The following is an 18,813-nucleotide window of genomic DNA, read 5'->3' on the forward strand; positions in this document are numbered from 1 at the left end:
AAATTCTTGATACTTAAACGTTTTTTATATAGTATTCTTTTATGCCTTTCAGTCCAGGCAGTGGCCCAGCATACCCTAACAATTGATGCCACGCTGAATCCATCGCAAAGAACTATTTCAATAAAACAGCAGCTTACCTATAAAAACACTTCCGCAGATACATTAAAAGAAATATTCCTGTTTGATTGGGCAAACAGTTTTTCTTCCAAAGTCACGCCCTTGGGCAAACGTTTTGCCGAAAACTATGAGAGCGCATTTCATTTTGAAAAGGAATCGGAACGCGGAAAAACTACCATTGAAAAAATTTATACCAATTCCACAGTTCCCCTGCAATGGCAAAGAGGCGCTGCTGTTGATATTCTGAAAGTTATCCCGGAAACACCTCTAAAACCCGGTGACAGTTATACTTTTAATTTGGAATATACCGTAAAAGTTTCTGACGATAGATTTACGCGTTATGGAGTTGATAAACAAAATGATTACAAGCTTCGCTACTGGTACATAGCTCCAGCGGTTTATGATGGTGAATGGCAGGTTTACAGCAATAAGAACACTGATGATTTATTCTTAACTCCTTCAGATTTTTCCATAAAACTTCACATTCCGAAGAATTATACCGTCACTTCCGATTTTGATGTGGTCTCAGAAAATATTTCAGAAAACATAAAAAACCTTGAGCTTTCAGGAAAGGACAGAACAAATTCGGTATTGTATATTGAGAAAAATTCAAACTTTGAAACCATTGAAACCGATAAATTACAGATTGTCACCAATCTGCAAAACAGCAAGGTAAATCCGCCCGTGCAGGCTTTGATGATTGATCGGGTTGTTCACTTTTTAGATTCAAAACTGGGGGCATATCCACATAAAAAAATGGTCATTAGTGAAACCGATTACCGTACAAATCCGGTTTATGGCCTCAACCAATTGCCAAGTTTTATAAGCCCTTTCCCAGATGGGTTTGAATATGACATGGAGCAACTAAAAACAATAACCCGCAATTATATTGACAATACGCTGATTCTAAATTCACGCGAGGATTATTGGTTGCAGGATGCCTTGCAGATTTATTTGATGATGGAATATGTTGATATCTATTATCCAAAAATGAAGATAATAGGTAACCTGAGCAATTGGTGGATCATCCGTTGGGCACATGCGGCAGACTTGGAATTTAATGACCAATACCCAATACTTTACCTCAATATGGCCCGCAACAATATTCATCAGCCACTTACCGCATCAAAGGATTCTTTGCTGAAATTCAATATGAATATCGCCAACGGATACTACGGTGCAAGCGGGTTAAAATATTTGAATGATTATTTGGGCGATGATGTTTTGAAAAAAAGTATCAAGGAATTTTATTCCGAAAACAAAATGAAACCTATAAAATCTTCAGATTTTGAAGCGTTTCTTTCCGAAAAAACTGTGCTTCCAATCAATTGGTTTTTTGAGGATTTTGCGAACACCCGGACAACCATCGATTTCAAAATAAAGAAGGTAGAAAAGAAAGGAGATTCGCTGCAGGTTTTCATCATAAACAACAAAAAATCTGAGCTTCCCGTTTCGTTGTACGGTTTAAATAAAGATGAAATTGTTTTTCAAACTTTTACAAAACCTTTTGACAGTATTACCACCATAACAATTCCTTCGGAAAATATTCGAAAGTTGGCGTTGAATTACGAAGGAAGAATCCCGGAATACAATCGCCGCAACAATTTTAAGGCAGTAAAAGGTTTGTTGAACAAGCCAATTCAATTCCGTCTTTTTCAAGATATTGAAGATCCAAATTACACCCAGTTTTTCTTTATGCCAATTTTTGAATATAATCTTTACGATGGCATTTCAACGGGTTTGCGCCTTTACAACAAAACAGTGCTTCCAAAAGCGGTGCATTACAGTTTGGAGCCGCAATTCGGTTTTAGAAGTAAAACGCTTGTGGGAAGTGCTTCCATAAGTTATACCCAAACTATGGATCAAGGCGGATTATATGCAATGCGGTATGGTTTTTCTGGAAATTATTACTCCTATGATCGTGGATTATTTTACAAACGTTTTACGCCATATATAACTTTCGCTTTCCGTAACGACGATTTAAGGGACAACGAAAAACAGTTTATAAATCTTCGGAATGTAAACGTTTATCAGGACGAAGACCCTAATAATCCACAACAAGAGCCCAATTACAGTGTTTTTAATATTCAATATGTATATTCAAACCCAAACCTGATAAATTATTTTAGAGGAGTTGTGGATTATGAAATTTCTTCAAAGTTCAGCAAAGTTTCCATGAATCTTGAATACCGAAAACTCTTTTTAAGCAACCGTCAACTTAATCTTCGCTTTTTTGCAGGAGCATTCCTTTTTAACGATACACGGGAGAATGAGGATTTTTTCAGCTTTGCGTTGGATCGTCCAAATGATTATCTTTTTGATTACAATTATTATGGACGAAGTGAAGATACCGGACTTTTCAGCCAACAATTGATTATTGCCGAAGGTGGTTTTAAATCACAACTGGAACCGGCCTATGCCAATAGCTGGATAGCTACGGTTAATGCCAGCACAAACATCTGGAAATGGATCTATGCCTATGGCGATGCTGGACTTGTTCACAACAAAGCCCGAGGTACAAACGCAGTTTTTGACAGTGGCATCCGCTTAAGTTTGGTGGCCGATTATTTTGAGCTTTATTTTCCCGTTTATTCAAGTTTAGGTTTTGAGCCCAGCTTGCCACATTATGATGAAAAGGTGCGGTTTATAGTAACTTTGAGCCCAAAAACATTACTCGGATTGTTTACAAGAAGATGGTATTAATTGAAACCCGAAAAATTCATAAATTCACAAAATGCAATTTCTAAACAACTGGCGAATTATTCTCCTTTTATGCATAACGCTTGGCTTGGCGCCTTTCTTTACAGAACCGCACATTTGGGGCAAACTGAAATGGATTGCTGGTGGCGCCAAAGGAATGCAAGCTGCGGATTGGTTTGACGTTTTGCTTCACGGATTCCCTTTTGTTTTATTGGTTAGATTGCTGATTATTAAACTTCTTTCAAAGAAAAACAACTAGTTTTAAAAACCTGTTTTCCCTGAAATTCACTGTGGATAACTAAGCGTTGTGAAACACGCCCGATTTCGTTATTTTTGTAAACCATAAAAATTTTAAAACGATGCAGACAAACCCAAAGACTAACGGCGAGATTTCTTTTGAAGATTTTAAAAAAGAAGTGCTGAATGATTACAAAATAGCAGTAACCAGCCGCGAGTGTAGTCTGTTGGGCCGTCGCGAAGTGTTGACGGGAAAAGCAAAATTCGGAATTTTTGGCGATGGAAAGGAAGTGCCACAATTAGCGTGGGCAAAAGCATTCCAAAATGGTGATTGGCGAAGCGGATACTACCGCGACCAAACTTTTATGATGGCGATCGGGAAATTGACCATCGAGCAGTTTTTTGCAGGTCTTTATGCACATACTGACATTAAAGCAGACCCAATGAGCGCCGGAAGACAGATGGGCGGTCACTTTGCAACACATAGTTTAAATGAGGACGGCAGTTGGAAAAACCTTACCGCTCAAAAAAATAGCAGTGCCGATATTTCACCCACCGCAGGCCAAATGCCCCGTTTATTGGGTTTGGCGCAAGCTTCAAAAATTTTCAGAAATGTAAAAGGGATTGAAGATAAAACCAATTTCTCCATAAACGGTAATGAAGTTGCATGGGGAACCATAGGAAATGCTAGTACAAGTGAAGGCCTTTTCTGGGAAACCATAAATGCAGCCGGAGTTTTACAAGTACCAATGGTGATGAGTGTTTGGGACGATGAATACGGAATTTCCGTTCACGCAAAATATCAAACTACCAAAGAAAATATTTCAGAAATACTTAAAGGATTTCAACGCACAGAAGAAGAAAACGGTTACGAAATCATACGCGTAAAAGGCTGGGATTATCCAGAGCTTATTGAGGTTTACAACCGTGCTTCACAAATTGCGCGCGAAGAGCACGTTCCCGTTTTGATTCACGTGCAACAACTTACGCAACCGCAAGGCCACAGCACAAGCGGTTCGCACGAACGCTACAAAAGCAAGGAGCGTTTGGAGTGGGAAGCAAAATATGACTGCAACGTAAAAATGCGGGAGTGGATGATAGCCAGCGATATTGCTTCGGAAGAAACCCTTGTAGAAATTGAAAACGATATAAAGAAAAAAGTCCGCGATGGTAAAAAAGCGGCTTGGGAAGCTTTCCTTGCGCCACAAAAAAAAGAACAGGAAGAAGCGGTAGTTCTGCTTGGCAACTTAGCCGAAAACAGCGCCAATAAAGTTTTCATTGAAAAAATAAAAAACGAACTGGCTTCAGAAAAGGAACCTTTGCGCAGAAATATTCTTGCAGCGGCACGTAAAGCGTTGCGATATAGCGTTGGTGAAGCTTCTTCAGAAAAGAAACAATTACAGGATTGGATCAATAATTATTTCGAAATAATCCAGCCAAAATACAGCGCCCACCTTTATAGTGAGGCAAAAGAAAATGCAAAAACCATAAAAGAAGTCCTTCCCTCCTACGCCAATGACGCCGAGGATGTAGATGGCCGTGTTATTATCCGCGACAACTTTGACGCTATATTCAGTAAACATCCAGAAGTTTTGATTTTTGGGGAAGATGCCGGAGAGATTGGCGACGTAAACCAAGGTTTGGAAGGAATGCAGGAAAAATACGGCAAACTAAGGGTTGCCGATGCAGGAATTCGCGAAGCTACTATTCTTGGGCAGGGAATTGGAATGGCGATGCGTGGCCTCCGCCCTATCGCCGAAATTCAGTATTTAGACTATATATTGTATTGTCTTCAAATAATGAGTGATGATTTGGTGACGGTGCGTTACCGAACCAACGGTACCCAAAAAGCCCCATTGATTGTTCGTACCCGTGGCCACAGACTGGAAGGTATTTGGCACAGTGGCTCACAAATGGGCGGTTTGATCCATTTACTACGCGGAATGTATATACTTGTACCGCGAAATATGACCAAAGCCGCAGGTTTTTACAATACATTGTTGGAAACTGACGAACCCGCTTTGGTTATTGAATGCTTGAACGGTTACCGTTTAAAGGAAAAAATGCCGAACAATCTGGGCGAAATTAGAACGCCAATTGGTGTTGTTGAAACTATTAAAGAAGGAACGGACATTACCTTGGTTTCTTACGGAAGCACTATAAGAATTGTGGAAGAAGCCGCAAAAGAACTGCAACAAGCAGGAATAGATGCCGAAATTATTGACGTGCAATCCCTACTTCCTTTAGACTTGAATCATGATTTGGTAAAAAGTGTAGCCAAAACCAACCGTTTGCTTGTTATTGACGAAGACGTTTCTGGCGGAGCCTCAGCTTATATACTTCAAAACATTTTGGATGTTCAGGGCGGTTATAAACACTTGGACAGCAAGCCACAAACGCTTGCCGCGAAAGATCATCGTCCAGCTTATGGAACGGATGGCGATTACTTTAGCAAGCCTTCCGTTGAAGATGTTTATGAAAAGGTTTATGAAATTATGCATGAATCAAATCCGTTAGATTTTCCAAAATTGCGATAAAATCCACACTTTAAAGATTTTGAAAATCATAGGGGGATTTCCCCCTATTTTCAATTTAATTCAAAAAATAATTGCTTTTAGTCCTATAATTATTTTACATTAGCAATTCAATTATAAAAACAAAAACAAGTTTATGTTGCATTTCAGCCTAAATACAAACAATAATAATAACGTGCTGCCGTAATAAAAACTTGTCGCGATATATGGCCTGTCAAGTTTTTTCTTGACAGGCTTTTTTTTTACATCCCCCTTGCCCCCTTCAAAGGGGGAATGTCAATACTAACTAATCAATTAAAAAATAGAAATTATGTGTGGAATTGTATGTGCATTCAAATTAAAAGAGCCCGCAGAGGCCTTAAGACTTCAGGTATTGTCAATGGCAAAATGTATCCGTCACCGCGGGCCGGACTGGAGCGGAATTTTCAGTAACGACAAAGCAATTATGGCGCACGAACGCCTCGCCATTGTAGATCCCACTTCTGGCAAGCAACCGCTTTTCAGCAGTGATGGCAACCTCGTTTTAGCAGCCAATGGCGAAATTTATAACCATATGGCTCTTCGGAAACAATTCAAGGATTATGAATTCCAGACCAAAAGCGACTGCGAGGTAATCCTTCCGTTATATAAAGAAAAAGGTGCCAGCTTCCTCGATGAAATGAACGGCATCTTCGGCTTTGCGCTTTATGATATTGAAAACGACAACTATTTTATCGCCCGCGACCATATGGGCATTATTCCACTTTATTATGGTTGGGACCAAAACGGAACCTTTTACGTAGCTTCCGAATTAAAAGCTTTGGAAGGCGTTTGCACAAAAATAGAACTCTTCCCGCCCGGTCATTATCTGGACAGCCGCGAAGGCGAACTGAAACGCTGGTACTCCCGCGATTGGATGGAATATGAAAACGTAAAGGAAAACGAAACAAAAATTGCCGAACTCCGCAAAGCCTTGGAAGCAGCAGTACACCGTCAATTGATGAGCGATGTGCCATATGGAGTTTTACTTTCCGGCGGCCTGGACAGCAGCATCACTTCCGCCATCGCAAAAAAATATGCCGAAAAACGTATTGAAAGCGAAGACACCGAAGGCGCTTGGTATCCACAGCTTCACAGTTTCGCTATCGGACTTGAAGGCAGCCCCGATCTTGCAGCTGCACAAAAAGTGGCAGATCATTTAAAGACCGTTCACCACGAAATAAAATTCACAATTCAGGAAGGAATCGATGCCATCCGCGATGTGATTTATCACTTGGAAACCTACGATATTACCACCATCCGTGCCAGTACACCTATGTATTTAATGGCCCGCGCCATTAAGGCGATGGGTATAAAAATGGTACTAAGCGGTGAAGGAGCTGACGAAATTTTTGGCGGCTACCTCTATTTCCACAAAGCCCCCAATGCAGAGGAATTCCACAAGGAAAACGTGCGCAAGTTGGACAAACTACATATGTATGATTGCCTCCGCGCCAACAAATCCCTAGCCTCTTGGGGAATTGAAGGCCGTGTACCCTTTCTCGATAAGGAATTTATGGACGTCGCTATGCGCATAAACCCGCAGGACAAAATGATAAACGGCGAACGCATGGAAAAGTGGGTATTGCGAAAAGCCTTTGAAGACATGCTCCCCGAAAGCGTTGCCTGGCGACAAAAGGAACAATTTAGCGATGGTGTGGGCTACAGTTGGATAGACACCCTAAAGGAAATGGTAAACGAAAAAGTAACCGACGAACAGTTGGCAAACGCCAAATACAAATTCCCCCTCCAAACCCCCACCAGCAAGGAAGAGTTTTACTACCGAAGCATTTTCGCAGAACATTTCCCCAGCGACACCGCTGCCCTAAGCGTGCCCAGTGTACCCTCGGTGGCATGCAGCAGCCCCATTGCTTTGGAGTGGGATGCCAGCTTTAAGAATATGAACGACCCAAGCGGCAGGGCGGTAAAAAATGTCCATACAGATGCTTATGCGAAGTAGGGAGAAGTAAAATATAATTTTTTTCTCGGCCTATTTATATTTTTTGTAAATTTAGGTTATTCTTAAAATTTGCCATGGTTTTAAGGCAGAGTTAAACAATTTATTAAAAGGTCAAACGCCAGTGATTTTGTTTCACTGGCGTTTTTTTATGCGCTTCCCTCAACCTTTCGTTGATAACTTCCTGAAACCTATTCTTTAACAACTTGGGTTTTGGGGTATATTTGAAGAGAAACAATAAAAGATATAATGCGGATAAACACCATATGGTGTTTATCCGCTTGTTGCCATTAATTTTGATAAAAAACAAATGAAGAGATTTTTATTTATTACAATTTTATTATGCCAAAGTTTAATCATAGCGCAAAACGAATCTGATTTTAAAATATATGAAAGTCCAGCTTATAACGACGAAGTAAAAACTGATAGCGTAAGAGCTATATACACTTCTGATTTAGGTAATACTGGAATTGTGAGAAATGACGAAAAACGAATTGTATTTGATTTATTTAACGAGAAATTATCAAAGATTCACACAAAGATTATTGAGACAGACCGTAAAGAAACTTATATTGGAGATATTTTTTTCAATAATCAAATTAATGTTTTTACAGAGACGTTTCCAGATAAAGACGTAAAAGTACTTTCCTGTTATGTTTATAATTTAATTGACAAAACAGATAGAAAAATTGAGTTATCATCAACTACAATTGATAAAAGGTTAAGTCTTTTTTCTAATGAAAAAGGTGCGGAATTTTCAATTTCACCAAATATGAACTATTTCTCAATAACCAATTATACCATTCACAGAGATGAGATTTTTTATCATGTTAGTGTATTCGATTCCAAAACTTATAAATTGATTTATGACCAACAAATTACCCGGAATGAAAACAAATTTTATTCACTTTCAGAAATTAAAATTGATAACGAAAAAAACGTATTCGTATTAAGCGAATCCTTTTATGATGAGGAATCTCCTAAACTAAAAAGTGAAGAAAATAGACATTTTATTTTAGAAAAATTTAATGGGAATAATTATTCAAAATTGAATTTAGATTTGGAAGGTAAGCACATTAAATCCTTAAAAACTGTCGTGAATGAAAATGATTATAATGTTTACGGTTTTTATTCTGATTCGGGTTTGAATGCAATTAAAGGTGTTTGTAATATTTTAGTTGACATGAATAAATTTGAAATAATTGAGAAAAACTTGCAAGATTTGCCAGCACAAGTTTATGAAGATTTGTTTGGTAATGACAAAGTAGATAAGAAAAAAGATGAAGAGTTGTTTAATTTCAAAATAGATTATATTCTAAATGACAGTCAAGACAATGTTTATCTGTTGGCTGAACAATTTTACATAACTTATAATAATAATCAAAAGGTTGAGCATTATGATGATATTTTAATAATCAAATTCAACTCCAATGGCAATTTAGATTGGGGAAGAAGTATTTTTAAAAAGGATTATAGAACTTCCTATAAAGCCTTTCTCAAAAATGATGATTTGCACATCATTTTAAATTCAGGAAAAGAGCTAAAAGAACTCGAAGACGGCAGAACCAAAACATCTCAAGGATTTTTTGAATCATCCGCTTTATATGATTTTGTTTATAATAGTTCTGGAAATAATTCAATTCACAAACTTCAAAACAACAAAAAGAACACTTATTATTTGCCAAAATTTGGTAATTATATAAATGGTAAATTTATTATGATAAGTGATTCACGGAATGAACGACAGTTTATGTCATTGGAGTAAAAAAATTAATGGCAACAAAGAACTGAGGTAAAAAACAACTAATTTCTTCAATAAATTTTGACAGTATTATTCTACGCTTACAGATTGAGATAATAGACCCGTAAGCTATTTTTTTTGTGTATTCAATTATTTTACCGCAAGCACCGAAACGAATTCCGCGTCATAGGGCAGGCCACTCGTGCTCAAGACATAAATATTACCTTCCCCCCAGCTAACACAAGTTTGCAACGTGTGCTCACATCCTAAACCTCACCTCCCACACAAAACTTTCATATTTTCACTCCATACTTTCACAAATTAGCTTCATACTTTCATATTTTATGCAATAACTTTCATAAAATACTTTTACATTTTAAATTTTACATTTATCATTTTAACTTTATATTCCTATATTTTCATATTCTAACATTAAACTTTCACTTTTTTCTTTTATACTTTCACATTTTCCTTTTCTACTTTCAAAAACATACTTGCAACATTCCAAATAAAACAATAATTTAGTAAAACAAAACCCAAGCAGTATGATAACACTAAACCTAGAACAAGTATTCAAGGCCCGTGGCATAGACAAAGGCTATTCACTTATGATAAAACACGGCATATCAAGCAGCGCAGCGGGCAACCTACTCTACAGAGCGCCCCGCAGCATCCGCCTAAAACATATAGAAATACTTTGCAAGCACCTAGTCTGCGAACCAAGCGACCTCTTCGCCTATACCCCAGAAAAAAATGAGACCCTAAATGAGAACCACCCCCTACAAAAACTCATCCGCGACCAAGCAGAGGCCAACCTAAAACAAGCCATAAGCAACCTAAGCTACCAAGAGCTCATAGCGATCACAAAAAACATCAGCAAGAACAAAAAAGAAGACAATTCACATTAATTTTAAAAAGCAGTCCTAAAATAATAGTCAAAACTTCCGTATCTTTAGGAAACTAACCAATACAGAGTACTATGGGCATGTTTCACTATTACGAATTCAAGGAGTCACAAGTTTTTATTTTTGATAATTTCCTTGTGAACCAAATCAAGGAAGGAATTACTGTAATCCCTGCCCACAATGACAAACTGCGCAAAGTGATAGACAAACATTTTGCAAACAAAAAAATGGTCTATATCTCGAATAGATATTTTAACTACGCAGTAGATCCCCTAACCTATCTCGAAACCTCAAAAATCCACAACCTTGTGGCTATGGCCATTGTGGCCGATACCGCTATCGCAAAATCAAACGCAGCTCTGGAAAGTATGTTCTATAAAAAGAAATTTGAAGTATTTGAGACCCTAAGCGAAGCAATGGCTTGGGTTCAAATACAACTTGCAGAAAGCGAAGTCACAAAAGAAAATTAAAAAAAGTCTAAGTACTAAATTACGGCAGCCACTTTTTATCGAAATTAGGTTTCCTTTTTTCAAGAAAAGCATCCCGCCCTTCTTTCGCTTCGTCCGTCATATAGGCAAGTCTTGTAGCTTCACCGGCAAAAACCTGTTGGCCCACCATTCCGTCATCGGTTAAATTCATTGCAAACTTCAACATTTTTATGGAAGTTGGGCTTTTTGCCAAAATCTCCTGCGCCCACTCATAAGCAGTGTCTTCAAGTTCAGCGTGAGGAATCACGGCATTCACCATTCCCATTTCAAAAGCTTCCTGTGCAGAATAATTTCTTCCAAGGAAAAAGATTTCGCGGGCACGCTTCTGCCCTACCATTTTAGCTAAGTAAGCACTTCCGTAGCCGCCGTCAAAACTTGTAACATCAGCATCGGTCTGTTTAAAAATGGCGTGTTCCTTGCTGGCCAAAGTTAAATCGCAAACCACGTGCAAACTATGTCCGCCACCAACGGCCCAACCCGGAACTACACAAATAACGGCTTTCGGCATAAAACGAATCAACCGCTGTACATCAAGAATATTCAAACGATGATAACCATCCTCACCCACATATCCTTGGTGGCCGCGTGCCTTTTGGTCGCCACCGCTACAAAAACTATAAACACCATCTTTGGAAGAAGGCCCTTCGGCAGAAAGCAAAACCACACCAACGGAAGTATCTTCCTGTGCATCGTGAAAAGCATCCAGTAGTTCGGCAGTTGTCTTTGGGCGAAACGCATTGCGCACATCGGGCCTATTAAAAGCAATACGTGCCACGCCATTTGCTTTTTTATAGGTTATATCTGTATATTCTTTAACGGTTTTCCAGTTGGGTGAAGACATAATTCTTATTTTTGTTTTCAAAGATATAAATTGTTTGTGGTTTATGGTTTGTTGTTTAACCGTTGAAGCCACAAACCCTAAACATAAATTTCATAAAATAATGAAACATTTTCTTTCTTTTTTCGCAATTCTTTTCACAATCACCCTTACCGCACAGCAGCCATATAAATTTACTACCATTACTGACTTGGAGGCCACACCTGTAATAAGCCAGGGAATTACGGGAACGTGCTGGAGTTTTAGCAGTACTTCTTTTTTGGAAAGTGAAATAATTCGCCTTACGGGAAAGAAAATAGATTTGAGTGAAATGTACCAAGTGCGAAATACCTACCCTCTTAAAGCAGAAAACTATATTATGCGCCAAGGTCGCGCGCAGTTTGGCGAAGGCGGTTTGGCGCACGATGTAATGAATTCCGTAGAAAGAAATGGTTTGGTTCCCGAAGAAGCTTTCAGTGGTTTATTTGTTGGCGAAACAGTTTACAACCACGCCGAAATGGTTGCAGTGCTTGAAGCAATGCTAAAAACATATGTGGACAATCCCGGAAGAAAACTCAGTAAAAAATGGCGATCAGCGATTGAAGGGGTTTTGGACGCGTATATTGGTAAAAACTTAACCAATTTCACTTTTGAGGGAAAACAATACACGCCACAAACATTTTTGGCAATGACCAAAATACAGCCAGCGGATTATGTAAATCTCACAAGTTTTACGCAGGCACCATTCTACTCACAATTTATATTGAACATTCCAGACAACTGGAGTAACGGCAGCTTTTATAATGTTCCGTTGGATGAAATGATGGCGACAATTGACAATGCGTTGGAAAAAGGTTTCACTGTAGAATTGGATTGCGATGTAAGTGAAAAAACATTTTCCTCAAAAGATGGCGTAGCTGTTATTCCCGAAAATGCCGAAAATAATGTGAAAGCGTTGCAAGGCATTTATCCCGAAAAGAAAATCACCCAGGAATATCGGCAGGAAGAGTTTGAAAATTATGACACTACCGATGACCATTTAATGCACATTACAGGAATATTGCAGGACCAAAACGGCACAAAATATTATAAGGTAAAAAACAGTTGGGGAACAGATGAAACGCGTGTTGCCAATGGCGGATACATATATTTTAGTGAGGCTTATATGCGTTTAAAAGCAATAAGTGTTACAGTGCATAAAGATGCCTTGCCAAAAAACACGGCAACAAAACTTAATCTGTAAAAAAATATGACAATAAAGTTGGCTCAACTTTTGTTATCTTTGAAGCGATGAAAAAATTATTGTTTATAATATTGTTTTTCCCGTTAATTGCCGCTGCGCAGTTGGATTTTGAGAGCAATAAATTTAAACTTGATGTTGTGAAACTTCCCGAGATTGAAAGTTTGATGACTACTTCCCTACCTTCCAATTCAAATTTTACCAATAAATATTCCAATAAAATTCCTTCTTTTAAACTAAGCAAGGAAAATTACCGCGAGCCCGTAAGTATGTTTGAGGCCATAAGTAGTTACCAACAGCCTACCTCAAACATTCAGATAAGTCTGGATCCGCGTGAATATGGAGTTTTTGGTGGCAACAGCAGCTATTCTGCAGATAGCGCAACTTCCGTTAAAAATATTGCCTATAAAGAATCCCGAGGTTTTTTACGGCCTGAATTAATATACCCTTATAACTATTACCAACGCCCCACCAGAAGAAGTGGTTTCTACGTAGGTTATGGGGTCTATGGAACGCCTTCACAGTAATTAAATATCTTTTTTCTAAGTACAATCTGATGATCAATTTTAAAATAAATTAAGTTTTGTTTTATTTAGTTAGGATTCCTTACTATATTTGTTGAAGCGATATTGCTTTCAATCTTAAATTCTTTTAATTATGAAAAAGTCAGTTTTTTATCACGCCGGTTGTCCGGTTTGTATTAGTGCCGAACATGAAATCCTTGGACTTATGGATCCTTCTTCCGTTGAAATTGTTCATTTGGGAGAGGACAAATCAAAAATCCAACAAGCTGAAAATGCAGGCGTAAAATCCGTGCCCGCTTTGGTTACCCCTACTGGCAACGTACTCCATATAAATTATGGAGCTTCAATGGCCGATGTTAAAGGTTGAAAATTCAATTAGGAATACTAACTTTGCCTGTTAGGGCTTAATCCTTAACAGGCTTTATTATGGAAAAAAGTGTTTTTGACACCTCCTTTCAACAGGAAAGTGTGAGCAACAAAATAGTAGTTGGATTGGAACGGATTTCCGAAGTTTTCCGAACACTGCTCTGGGCAGAAGCCAAAAATTCTGGGGTAAGCCCAATTCAGATTCAAATCCTCATTTTTATTGCCTACCATAAAAGCTCACTATGCACGGTTAGCTATTTGGCAAAGGAATTTGATGTAACCAAACCCACCATCAGCGATGCTGTGAAATCTTTGGAACAAAAAAAACTGATTTTAAAAGATTTTTCAAAACCTGACAGCCGAAGTTATCTCATAGCTCTTTCGGAAAAGGGAAAAGAATTGGTTTCTGTTACAGAAAATTACGCCAATCCGTTAAAAAAGCAATTTGATACATTCGATGAATCGCAACTGGAAATCGTTTATGAAGCCATCGTAAAACTTATCTACAATTTAAACAAAGCTGGGATAATCAGCGTACAACGAACCTGTTTTGCATGTAAATTTCACAGTAAAAAAGAAGGTGGCGATTATTGTGAATTTCTTCAAAAGCCTTTAAAGACCGAAAGCATTCGCGTTGACTGCCCTGAATTTGAAGAAAAAATTTAAATCAATTCTATTCCGTCTTCCTTAATCACAATCTGCTTGTCTTTATAAAGCGTTCCAATTGCTTTTTTAAAGCTTTTCTTGCTCATCCCCAACATATTTTTGATAGTATCGGGATCAGATTTATCGTGAAGCGGTAAAAATCCACCCGCTGCTTCCAATTCTTCACGAATAAAGTTTGCATTGGGCTCAATGCTTTTATATCCGGGCGTTTGCAGCACAAGATCAATTTTATTGTCGGGGCGTATTTTTTTTATGAATGCCTTCATTTTATCACCCGTTCGGATGTCCTCAAAAATATCTTCAATATAGATAAGTCCTTTGTGAACACCGTTTACAATTGCGTTAGCTCCTTTTTCGGTAAGGTGTGTCACCAAAATATCAACTTCCTGAAAAGGCTCAACGGTCAAGGTTTCATTTTGAAGAAAGTGATTGGTTTTACTGCTTCCTACCAAACGGTTGGTTTTTTCATCAATATATAGGTAAACAATGTACCAATTACCTTTTTTCATTGGGCGCGCTTGCTCCTTAAAGGGAACAAAAAGCTGTTTTTCCAGCCCCCAATCCATAAAAGCACCATATTCCGTTACATCGCTACAGTGCAAATAACCAAAAGTATTCAATTGCAGAAAAGGATCGAGCGTGGTGGCGATGGGACGTTCTTCATTATCCAGATAAATGAAAACCGAAATTTCATCACCTATTTCATATTCCTCCGGTTTATATTTATGTGGCAAAAGCACCACATTTTCCTCGTCATCGCCCAAATAAAGACCCGGTTCGGTTTCCCGAAGTATCTCTAAAATATTGTATTCGCCCAGTTTTATCATAGCTGCAAAGGTACTGTTTTATAGTTAAAAAAAATGTGAAACACGTATATCGAAATGAAACTAAAAATGTAAATTCACGTTGAAATGCAAAAAATTACGCAACATAACCTTCCTAATGATTTCCAATTGAAAAGTAAATTGGAAACAGATATTGGCGTTGTTTATTTTTATGGAAATATCGTTGTGTTTGAAGCAAATGAAGGCGTAACGCTTTCCTATAAAACAGGTTTCTCTGTTTTATTGAAAGGCCTCACAATAGTGGGAACTAAACCATTTGTTTATATTTCAAATAGAACAAACTCATATTCCATAAAACCAATGGATTATAAATATTTGAACAAAGTGCCAACTTTAAAATGTGTTGGCATTGTTACTTATAGCGAAGTTGGACATTCCAATGCAGAACTGGAATCCAATTTCTGCAAAAAACCATTCCGGATTTTTGAAAATTTAACCGAAGCCGTTATTTGGGGAAAGGGTTTTTTATAGGATATATTTGAAATAATCCAAAAGCACTTTATCGTTTACCGTTGAAGGCGTGAAAATTTCAAGCAAGGCTGGCCCTTCATCACTATCAAAAAAATCATTAATTCTTTTGGTTAAATTATCTTCGGAATCAATGGTTTGGTAACTAAATCCGTACATTTCCGAAAGCTGTTTTGCACTTAGATTGTGCTTCGTTTCAAAATAAGTATCAAAAAGCTGGGAATCCTTTTCTCCCGGAAGTATTCTGAAAATGCCTCCACCACCGTTGTTCACAACAATAATTTTGAAATTCTTCGGAATGTAATTGTTCCAAAGTGCATTACTGTCATAGAAAAAACTGAGGTCGCCCGTTAAAAAAACCGTTGGCAATTTTGAAGCATAGCCGGCGCCGATTGCCGTGCTCATACTGCCATCAATTCCGCTGGTGCCGCGGTTGCAAAACACTTCTGCCGAAACAGGAATGTCAAAAAGTTGCGCATACCGAATCGTGGCGCTATTGCTCAACTGCAATTGGATGTTTTGTGGAAGCTGTTTAAAAATTTTAGAAAAAACCATAAAATCAGAATACGGAATTTCATTTTCATAAAACTCGTGACGCTGCAATCTATGCGTTTTTATGGCTAACCATTGGTTTTGATACTCGCTATCTATCTTTCGCGTCTTCGGAAGAAATTCAGCAAAAAAATTATTTATGGTTAATTTGAAATGTTTATCCAACACAAAGTAAGTATTGTATGCCTTTTTGGAATCAACATGCCAATGCTCTTTAGGCGGAAAACTGCGCAAAAATGCTTTTATCTTTTTAGAGACCACCATTCCACCAAAGCTTAGCAAAATATCTGGCTGTAATTTTTTGAAATCTTCTTCCGTTAATGAAGCAATGAGTTGGTCAATGGCTGAAATAAAATTTTCATCATGTAGATTTGATGTGGTTTCGGTCAAAACCAAAACGCTTTCATCTTTTGAAAGTTGGTCAATAAAACGCTGTTCCACACTATTTGGTGGCAAAACGCCGACTAGAACCATCTTTTTTTCACTTCTGTTCCATATTTCGGCATAAGAAAAAAAATCTTCCTCAAAAGTTTTTGTGTTTTTTCGAGGCACTACGTTTTGTGGCCAAACCAATTGGTTTTCAGTAGTGTGATAAAGCGGTTCAGAAAAAGGTACGTTAATATGTACAGGGCCATTTAGCTCTATTGCTGTGTTCAGTGCAATGTTAACCTCCGTCTCATTTTTAACCTGAAAATCTTCCCCTTCAACACAATTTGCGCTGTAAAGAATATGGTTTTCAAAAACATTTTCCTGCCGAATGGTCTGTCCGTCGCCAATATCTATATAATCCGAAGGTCTATCTGCGGAAATAACAACCAACGGAATATCGCTATAATATGCTTCCGCCACGGCGGGATAATAATTGAGCAAGGCCGAACCGGAAGTACAAATAACCGCGACCGGCTTCTGAAGCTGCTGCGCCATTCCCAACGCGAAAAAAGCGGCACAGCGCTCATCAACAATGCTGAAACACTTAAATTGCGGATGTTCACCAAAACCAATGGTAAGCGGTGCATTGCGCGATCCCGGGGAAATTATTATGTGGTCTATACCCTTGTCCAAACATAATTGTACAAGCGTTTGTGAGAGAATTTTATTTGAGAATTTCATGGATTACAAAGGTACAAAGAAGCCCAAAATATTATAGCATTGGCTTCAATACTTGTAGCATCGTTTGCATTTTATTTTGCGTTTCCTGCCACTCTTCCTGCGGTTGGGAAGCGAGTGTTATGCCACCGCCCACAAAAAGACGTGCCGTGTTATCAAAAATCTTCATACAACGCAGATTGACCATTAATGAAGCCGCTGCACCATTTTCCATAATTGGACCTAAAAAACCTGTGTAAAATTCTCTCGGATAGCCTTCATTGTCAACAATAAAATCCTTTGCTATTTTTTTTGGACTCCCACAAATGGCAGGGGTTGGATGAAGTGCCGCAGCAACCGTGGTTAAAGTTGCTTTCCCATTTTTTAGAATTCCAGTAATATCGGTTCGTAAATGTAGTACTGATCCTGCGCGATGTGTATGTGGGTTTGAAACTTTTAAAACTGAAGTAACCTTCTGCAAACTGGTGGTAATGGCATCGGTAACCAATTGCTGCTCGTCCAATTCTTTCGGGCCCCAAAGTACAGGTTCTTTATTTGTAAATGGTTGCGTTCCCGCCAGGGCCATTGTTTTAAAGGAATCATTCTCAACCTGAACCAATGTTTCGGGTGTGGCGCCGCACCAAATTCCAGTTTCGGGATGATACCAAACATATCTAAAAGCTTTGGGGTAAGCCGAAAACAATTGTTTTATTAAAATTTCCAATGAAAAGTTATTCAAAGAAAAATCCTTATGTCGGGAGATTACAATTTTATTCGCCTTTCTTTTTTTAATTGTGTCGAGGGTTTTCTCAAAAAGCTTAATGTATTTATTTTTTTCCTTAATATCTTTTAAAATGACAACAGGGCTTAAATCGATTTCTTCTTTAATCAGTTGACATTGATAGCTTTCAGCATCACTTTGAGGTATATATAAAGCTGTTTCACTATATTCAAAGGGAGCAAAAACAAATCCATTATCGGTAAATGCGGTTATCCTATGCGTATGATTGTCTTTTTGCAAAAGTGCATTTACACTTTCACTTTCGGGCAATGAAAAAATCACAAACGGTATTTTTTTTATATAATGCTGCGAAATTTTTTCGATCAGTAGGTTAAAGTCCATTACTTATTTTTGGGTAAGGTAAGGGTTGTGAGTTTTATTTGTGATACCAATGCGCCTTCCTCATTGGTTATTTTTATTTGCCAAAGCTGTGTGGTCCGTCCTTTGTGAATAATGCTGGCATGGGCATAAACATAGCCATCGCGAACGCTTTTAACGTGGTTTGCGGCAATTTCAATTCCGCGTATAACAATTTCTTCTGAATTCAAAAAAAAGTAAGCGCCAGCACTGCCCACACTTTCTGCCAAAGCCACCGAAGCACCCCCGTGCAGTACACCATCAGGTTGGTGAACCCTTGGAGTTACAGGCATTCTGGCAACTAAAAAATCATCACCTACTTCCGTGAACTCTATTTCTAAGGTTTCCATTAAAGTGTTCTTGCACATTTTTTTTGAAATTGCAAGAATTTCGTCTTTGGTGTACTTCATTCTA

Annotated in this window: 17 protein-coding genes; 12 read left to right on the forward strand and 5 right to left on the reverse strand. The window is 38.2% G+C overall.

The window, feature by feature from the left end:
- The first annotated feature begins 6 nt into the window (after positions 1-6).
- The 7 genes from A7A78_RS07730 (at position 7) to A7A78_RS07760 (ending at position 10,679) form a co-directional block, all read left to right on the forward strand.
- Positions 7-2,820, forward strand: a complete 2,814-nt coding sequence (locus tag A7A78_RS07730; RefSeq protein ID WP_068761888.1) for a gluzincin family metallopeptidase — start codon at positions 7-9, stop codon at positions 2,818-2,820.
- A gap of 31 nt (positions 2,821-2,851) precedes the next feature.
- Positions 2,852-3,076, forward strand: coding sequence for a hypothetical protein (locus A7A78_RS07735; protein WP_068761889.1), 225 nt, complete (start codon positions 2,852-2,854; stop codon positions 3,074-3,076).
- A 100-nt stretch (positions 3,077-3,176) separates the two neighbouring features.
- Positions 3,177-5,591 (forward strand): alpha-ketoacid dehydrogenase subunit alpha/beta, encoded by a 2,415-nt coding sequence (locus tag A7A78_RS07740; RefSeq protein WP_068761890.1) that lies wholly within the window; start codon positions 3,177-3,179, stop codon positions 5,589-5,591.
- Positions 5,592-5,898: 307 nt separating this feature from the next.
- Positions 5,899-7,566 (forward strand): asparagine synthase B, encoded by a 1,668-nt coding sequence (gene asnB / locus A7A78_RS07745; protein ID WP_068761891.1) that lies wholly within the window; start codon positions 5,899-5,901, stop codon positions 7,564-7,566.
- Positions 7,567-7,873: 307 nt separating this feature from the next.
- Positions 7,874-9,328 carry a hypothetical protein gene (locus tag A7A78_RS07750; RefSeq protein WP_068761892.1) on the forward strand — a complete coding sequence of 485 codons (1,455 nt, stop codon included), beginning with the start codon at positions 7,874-7,876 and terminating at the stop codon, positions 9,326-9,328.
- A 521-nt stretch (positions 9,329-9,849) separates the two neighbouring features.
- The gene (locus A7A78_RS07755) at positions 9,850-10,212 is read left to right on the forward strand and encodes a helix-turn-helix domain-containing protein (RefSeq protein ID WP_068761893.1); all 363 of its coding nucleotides are present in this window, start codon (positions 9,850-9,852) and stop codon (positions 10,210-10,212) included.
- Positions 10,213-10,283: 71 nt separating this feature from the next.
- Complete coding sequence (locus tag A7A78_RS07760; RefSeq protein ID WP_068761894.1) at positions 10,284-10,679, forward strand: hypothetical protein; 396 nt, start codon at positions 10,284-10,286, stop codon at positions 10,677-10,679.
- Between the two features lie 19 nt (positions 10,680-10,698).
- Here the strand turns inward: A7A78_RS07760 and A7A78_RS07765 are convergent, their stop codons facing one another.
- Entirely contained in the window at positions 10,699-11,538 is an 840-nt protein-coding gene (locus A7A78_RS07765; protein WP_068761895.1) for a 1,4-dihydroxy-2-naphthoyl-CoA synthase, read from the reverse strand.
- Positions 11,539-11,638: 100 nt separating this feature from the next.
- Here A7A78_RS07765 and A7A78_RS07770 point away from each other — a divergent pair, with 100 nt between their 5' ends.
- The 4 genes from A7A78_RS07770 to A7A78_RS07785 all read left to right on the forward strand — a co-directional run bounded on the left by A7A78_RS07770 (position 11,639) and on the right by A7A78_RS07785 (position 14,310).
- Positions 11,639-12,757 (forward strand): C1 family peptidase, encoded by a 1,119-nt coding sequence (locus A7A78_RS07770; RefSeq protein WP_068761916.1) that lies wholly within the window; start codon positions 11,639-11,641, stop codon positions 12,755-12,757.
- A 47-nt stretch (positions 12,758-12,804) separates the two neighbouring features.
- Complete coding sequence (locus A7A78_RS07775) at positions 12,805-13,281, forward strand: hypothetical protein (RefSeq protein WP_068761896.1); 477 nt, start codon at positions 12,805-12,807, stop codon at positions 13,279-13,281.
- 130 nt (positions 13,282-13,411) lie between these two features.
- Positions 13,412-13,645, forward strand: a complete 234-nt coding sequence (locus tag A7A78_RS07780; RefSeq protein WP_068761897.1) for a thioredoxin — start codon at positions 13,412-13,414, stop codon at positions 13,643-13,645.
- A 59-nt stretch (positions 13,646-13,704) separates the two neighbouring features.
- Positions 13,705-14,310, forward strand: coding sequence for a MarR family winged helix-turn-helix transcriptional regulator (locus tag A7A78_RS07785; RefSeq protein WP_068761898.1), 606 nt, complete (start codon positions 13,705-13,707; stop codon positions 14,308-14,310).
- Here A7A78_RS07785 and A7A78_RS07790 read toward each other — a convergent pair.
- The gene (locus A7A78_RS07790) at positions 14,307-15,137 is read right to left on the reverse strand and encodes a CvfB family protein (protein ID WP_068761899.1); all 831 of its coding nucleotides are present in this window, start codon (positions 15,135-15,137) and stop codon (positions 14,307-14,309) included. The genes A7A78_RS07785 and A7A78_RS07790 overlap by 4 nt on opposite strands.
- An 84-nt stretch (positions 15,138-15,221) precedes the next feature.
- Here A7A78_RS07790 and A7A78_RS07795 point away from each other — a divergent pair, with 84 nt between their 5' ends.
- Positions 15,222-15,626, forward strand: a complete 405-nt coding sequence (locus tag A7A78_RS07795) for a hypothetical protein (protein WP_068761900.1) — start codon at positions 15,222-15,224, stop codon at positions 15,624-15,626.
- On the opposite strand, the gene menD is transcribed toward A7A78_RS07795, so the two are convergent.
- Genes menD through A7A78_RS07810 form a run of 3 tightly spaced genes read right to left on the reverse strand, consistent with a single transcriptional unit; the run spans position 15,621 to position 18,809 of the window.
- Positions 15,621-17,285: a 2-succinyl-5-enolpyruvyl-6-hydroxy-3-cyclohexene-1-carboxylic-acid synthase gene (gene menD, locus A7A78_RS07800; protein ID WP_068761901.1), complete on the reverse strand. Its 1,665-nt coding sequence runs from the start codon at positions 17,283-17,285 to the stop codon at positions 15,621-15,623. The two genes, A7A78_RS07795 and menD, sit on opposite strands and share 6 nt — an antisense overlap.
- Positions 17,286-17,316: 31 nt before the next feature.
- The gene (locus A7A78_RS07805) at positions 17,317-18,384 is read right to left on the reverse strand and encodes an isochorismate synthase (RefSeq protein ID WP_068761902.1); all 1,068 of its coding nucleotides are present in this window, start codon (positions 18,382-18,384) and stop codon (positions 17,317-17,319) included.
- On the reverse strand, positions 18,384-18,809 hold the full coding sequence (locus tag A7A78_RS07810) for a PaaI family thioesterase (RefSeq protein ID WP_068761903.1): 426 nt from the start codon (positions 18,807-18,809) through the stop codon (positions 18,384-18,386). The genes A7A78_RS07805 and A7A78_RS07810 overlap by 1 nt, the downstream gene beginning before the upstream one ends.
- Positions 18,810-18,813: the final 4 nt, after the last annotated feature.

It is taken from the genome of Aequorivita soesokkakensis, from assembly GCF_001641085.1.
Taxonomy (GTDB): domain Bacteria; phylum Bacteroidota; class Bacteroidia; order Flavobacteriales; family Flavobacteriaceae; genus Aequorivita; species Aequorivita soesokkakensis.

Excerpts from the sequence above, each read along its gene's own strand:
- A7A78_RS07790 (WP_068761899.1), bottom strand. The coding sequence starts at position 15,137 with ATGATAAAACTGGGCGAATACAATATTTTAGAGATACTTCGGGAAACC.
- A7A78_RS07755 (WP_068761893.1), top strand. The coding sequence starts at position 9,850 with ATGATAACACTAAACCTAGAACAAGTATTCAAGGCCCGTGGCATAGAC.
- A7A78_RS07795 (WP_068761900.1), top strand. The coding sequence starts at position 15,222 with ATGCAAAAAATTACGCAACATAACCTTCCTAATGATTTCCAATTGAAA.
- A7A78_RS07765 (WP_068761895.1), bottom strand. The coding sequence starts at position 11,538 with ATGTCTTCACCCAACTGGAAAACCGTTAAAGAATATACAGATATAACC.
- A7A78_RS07785 (WP_068761898.1), top strand. The coding sequence starts at position 13,705 with ATGGAAAAAAGTGTTTTTGACACCTCCTTTCAACAGGAAAGTGTGAGC.
- A7A78_RS07780 (WP_068761897.1), top strand. The coding sequence starts at position 13,412 with ATGAAAAAGTCAGTTTTTTATCACGCCGGTTGTCCGGTTTGTATTAGT.
- A7A78_RS07805 (WP_068761902.1), bottom strand. The coding sequence starts at position 18,384 with ATGGACTTTAACCTACTGATCGAAAAAATTTCGCAGCATTATATAAAA.
- asnB (WP_068761891.1), top strand. The coding sequence starts at position 5,899 with ATGTGTGGAATTGTATGTGCATTCAAATTAAAAGAGCCCGCAGAGGCC.
- A7A78_RS07740 (WP_068761890.1), top strand. The coding sequence starts at position 3,177 with ATGCAGACAAACCCAAAGACTAACGGCGAGATTTCTTTTGAAGATTTT.
- A7A78_RS07750 (WP_068761892.1), top strand. The coding sequence starts at position 7,874 with ATGAAGAGATTTTTATTTATTACAATTTTATTATGCCAAAGTTTAATC.
- A7A78_RS07735 (WP_068761889.1), top strand. The coding sequence starts at position 2,852 with ATGCAATTTCTAAACAACTGGCGAATTATTCTCCTTTTATGCATAACG.
- A7A78_RS07760 (WP_068761894.1), top strand. The coding sequence starts at position 10,284 with ATGGGCATGTTTCACTATTACGAATTCAAGGAGTCACAAGTTTTTATT.
- menD (WP_068761901.1), bottom strand. The coding sequence starts at position 17,285 with ATGAAATTCTCAAATAAAATTCTCTCACAAACGCTTGTACAATTATGT.
- A7A78_RS07775 (WP_068761896.1), top strand. The coding sequence starts at position 12,805 with ATGAAAAAATTATTGTTTATAATATTGTTTTTCCCGTTAATTGCCGCT.
- A7A78_RS07770 (WP_068761916.1), top strand. The coding sequence starts at position 11,639 with ATGAAACATTTTCTTTCTTTTTTCGCAATTCTTTTCACAATCACCCTT.
- A7A78_RS07810 (WP_068761903.1), bottom strand. The coding sequence starts at position 18,809 with ATGAAGTACACCAAAGACGAAATTCTTGCAATTTCAAAAAAAATGTGC.